The organism is Planctomycetota bacterium, assembly GCA_038746835.1.
Taxonomy (GTDB): domain Bacteria; phylum Planctomycetota; class Phycisphaerae; order Tepidisphaerales; family Tepidisphaeraceae; genus JBCDKH01.
This window is the reverse complement of sequence record JBCDKH010000256.1, coordinates 1-3,848: the sequence shown is the minus strand read 5'-3', so window position 1 is coordinate 3,848 and position 3,848 is coordinate 1. Positions and strand designations below refer to the sequence as shown.

Sequence of the window (3,848 nt, the reverse complement as noted above, 5' to 3'; positions counted from 1 at the left end):
TGGCCTGGCGAATCCACCAGGTGGCGTAGGTCGAGAACTTGAAGCCGCGGCGGTACTCGTACTTGTCGACCGCCCGCATCAGGCCGGTGTTGCCTTCCTGGATGATGTCGAGGAAGGAAAGCCCGCGATTCCTGTACTTTTTGGCGATCGAGACGACGAGCCGCAGGTTGCCGCCGCTGAGCTTGCGCTTGGCCTCTTCGTAGCGGACGTGGATCTTGCGGATGTCGACGAGCCGCTCGTAGAGGTCGTCGCTCGATTCAAGGACCAGGTCTTCCAGGCCTTCGAGCTCCTGACGGCAGACCTCCAGGTCCTCGGCCTCGGCGGGGCTCCTGGCGGCCTTGCCGTTCTTGCTGGCGACCTGCTCGTCGAGCTCGAGCATCTTGGAGCTGATGCTCGAAAGCTTTTTCATCAGCGGCGCGATCCGACCGGTGCGGAGCGTGGCCTCTTCCAGCAGGCGAACTCCGCGACGTCGACGCCGGCGGAGGCGCTGCTCGATCTCTTCCTTCGCCTGCTTCGTCTTGGCCTCGCGATAAGCACGCCAGTCGTCGCGATTGCGGCGAAGCATCTCGCGGACCGTGTTCAGGTGGAGCGGGATGCGGTCGCTGACCGTCTGCTTGTCCGCCATCTCCTCGGCTGTGGAGATCTTCATCGTGCGGTCGAAGGGGAGCTGGCCCTCACGCACCTGCTCGAGCATCTCGCATGCCTGCTGCTGGCAGTAGTCGCTGCCGAGTATGCGAGATCGGAAGATTTTCCGGGTAATCTCGATCTTTTTGGCGAGGCTGATCTCCTGCTCGCGGGTGAGCAGCGGAATCTCGCCCATCTGCGTGAGGTACATGCGGACCGGATCGTCGATCCGCTTGCCCGTCGCCTCGGCCATGTCGCGCTCGAGCTGCTGGATGTCGATCTCGCCTTCGACTTCCGTGCCCGGCCCGGCAGCACCGTCAGCCGCGACGACGTCCGGGGCGTCTGGGTGACGGGCGTGATCGGCGTGGCTCTCGTCGTCCTCCGCGACGCGGCCGTCGTCGTCCTCCAGGTCGCGCATGTTGCGACGACGCGTGTCGCCGAGGACCTTCTTGATGAAGTCGTTCTTGCTCTTTTCCTGCTGGGTCCGCTCGGTCTGGCTGACGTTGTCCTGCCCGACGGGCTCGGCGACGTCGGCGGCGATGCCGACGCGTGTGCCGGGGGCGGTCTTGGAGAGGACGACCGGCTCGATCTTGCGGGTTTTGCGTCGATTCCCAGAGGCCTTGAATTTCTTGACGTCCGCATCGTCGATGATGGACACGCCCATCTCGTCGAGGCTCATCAGCAGCTGCTCGAGCCGATCGGGCCCGACCACCTCGTCAGGCAGGCGGGCGTTGAGCTCGTCGAACGTGAGGTAGCCGCGATCGGTGCCGAGGTCGATGAGGGCGCTGACGCGACGCTGGACTTCCTCCAGGCTGCCGGCACCGATGAGCGGATCGGTCGGGGGCCTGGGACCCGAGCCGATCGGGCCGTGCTCTTCCGATGCGTCGTCGGCGAGGTCGATGTCGACGTCAGCGAGATCGTCCGTGGCGGGCTTGGCGTCGGGCATGGCGGTGCTGGACACGGTGGTTTCCTTGAACTTTGCCTTGGAACGATTGCTGCTCATGAAGTCCGTGTCGCGAAGTGGACGAGGCGTCTGGCGCGGGCGGCGATATGGTAAGCAGGCTGCCTGGCCGAAGTGATCGTTCGCTCCGGGTGGCCTGCTGGTTCGGCATCGGCCTTAGCCACCGGGGCCGAATCAGCTGCAACATGCACCGCCTGGCGCCCGAGACAAGCGATCTTCTCGGACCTTCACCCTCGCTTGCCCTCCGGCGAAGCGGGTGTATCGCGGGTGCCGGCTGTACGGTCTGGCGAAGCCTTCGAGCCCGCTCGACCCGTCTCATGCAGCGTTTTCTCCAGCTTTCTCAGCAAGGCCGCATCGTCCTCAGCAGACGTGCCGACGGTGCGGCGGACGTCGCCGTGGACCGACTCGATCGACGCCTCCTCCTTCAGCTTCAGCAAGTTCAGCACCGCCTCCGCCGCCACCGCCTTGGCCTCGCCGAGGTCGGCTGCGTCGTCGTGCCAGCGGATGCACGTCTCCCGAGCCCGTCCCGCTGCCGCCTCACCGGCCGAACCTGCTGAGGCCGCAGTGCTTACGACGTCGAGCCACTCGGGAAACGTCGGCTCGCCCTCGTGCCGCAGGTGGTCCCAGAACACCTCCGCCACCCATCGCTGGCGCCGATCGTGCAGATCGTCGGGTCCCACGTGCTCTTGGACCTGCTCCCACAGCGACGGCTCGCGGAACAGGCTGCCGAGCAGTTGCCAACCCGGCACGATCGCCCGGCCCAGAGCCGGCCTGGCCGGGGCGACCTCGGGAGCCGGCGACGACCCACCAGATGGCCCACGTGGAGCGCGCTTGGGCTCCAGCCGGCGACGGAGCACGTCGATCGACAGCCCTGTCAGGCGCTCCACCCGCCGGAGCACGCCGCCCCAACGCGCTTCGTCCACCCGACCACCCGCCGCCCCTCGCGCAGACGCGATAAGCTGCAAGAAATCGTCGATCGCCGCACCCCGCGCGGTCACGTCCTCCTCGCCGCTGATTTGGACGGCGAGGCGTCTCCACGCGTATCCCAAGGCGTCCACGGCGGCCCCGACTTTCTCCCTGAACGACTCAACGCCTTCCGTACGGAGATAGTCGTCCGGGTCCATCCCGGCGGGAAGCTCGGCGACGCGCAGATCGACGTCCTCGCCGAGGAACAGCTCGATGCTCCGGCGCGTCGCCGACTCGCCGGCGGCGTCGGCGTCGAAGAGCAAGATCACGCGATCGGCGAATCGGCGCAAGATCGTGACATGCTTCGGGGTTAGCGCCGTGCCGAGGACGGCCACGCCGTTGGTCACCCCATACTGCCACGCCGCTGCCACGTCTGCGTACCCCTCGAAGACGATCACCTCCCGCGACTTGGCGATCTCGGCCTTGGCGACGTCGAGCCCGAAGAGCGTCGCCGACTTGTCGAACAGCGGCGTCTCGGGGCTGTTGAGATACTTGGCCGGCGAATCATTGCCCGGCACGACTCTTCCACCAAAAGCGATCGGCCTCCCTTGCTCGTCTCGAATAGGAAAGACGACTCGGTGCCTTAGAACATCATATCGATGGCCCGGGTTTTTATCACTTGTTCTTAGAAGTCCTGCTTCCTGTAAAGTGAGCTCCGTGAACTGTTGAACCAGGCCGGCACGTTGGAGTGAGTCGAAGGCGTCGGGGGCAAAGCCGATGCCGAAGGCGTCGATCGTGCGTCGTTCGAAGCCGCGTTGTTCGAGGTAGTCGCGGGCGGCCTTGCCCTCGGGGGCGTCGAGGTGTTTCCGGTAGAGCGTGGCGGCCGAGCTGCAGGCTTCGCGCAGGCGTTGCAGCTTGTCCGTCGCCGGCCCGGGTCGGCCGCGGCGTGGCAGCTCGATGCCCGCCCAGTCGGCCAGGGTCTGGAGGGCGGTCTTGAAATCGCAGCGGTCGCGCTCGATGACGAAGTCGATCGCGTTGCCTCCCTTCTTACAGCCGAAGCAGTAGTAGAACTGCTTCTCCGCATTCACCCCGAAGGAGGGTGATTTCTCTTCGTGGAACGGGCACAGCCCCACGTACCGACGCCCGGCCTTCTTCAGGCTCACGGTCTCGCCAACGAGCTTGACGAGGTCGACCGCGTCGAGCACCAGGCTCTTCCCGTCCACCCCGTCCGAAGGATTGTGTCGCTGCGACGCCACCGGTCGCAAGGCTACGTCTCAGACGACTGCGCTGGTGAACCGCTCCCCCCCCGAAGCCGGTGGACAGAGCGAAGCGTCGTCCCGGGTCTGGTCCAGAGCCC

Annotated in this window: 2 protein-coding genes; both read right to left on the bottom strand. The window is 66.1% G+C overall.

The genetic code is table 11. The annotated features are described in order from the left end of the window. A partial coding sequence (locus AAGI46_16165) for a sigma-70 family RNA polymerase sigma factor (GenBank protein MEM1013743.1) occupies positions 1-1,585 on the bottom strand: 1,585 nt, incomplete at its 3' end. A 227-nt stretch (positions 1,586-1,812) separates the two neighbouring features. Further along, positions 1,813-3,747, bottom strand: coding sequence for a DNA primase (gene dnaG / locus AAGI46_16160; protein MEM1013742.1), 1,935 nt, complete (start codon positions 3,745-3,747; stop codon positions 1,813-1,815). Between the last annotated feature and the right edge of the window lie 101 nt (positions 3,748-3,848).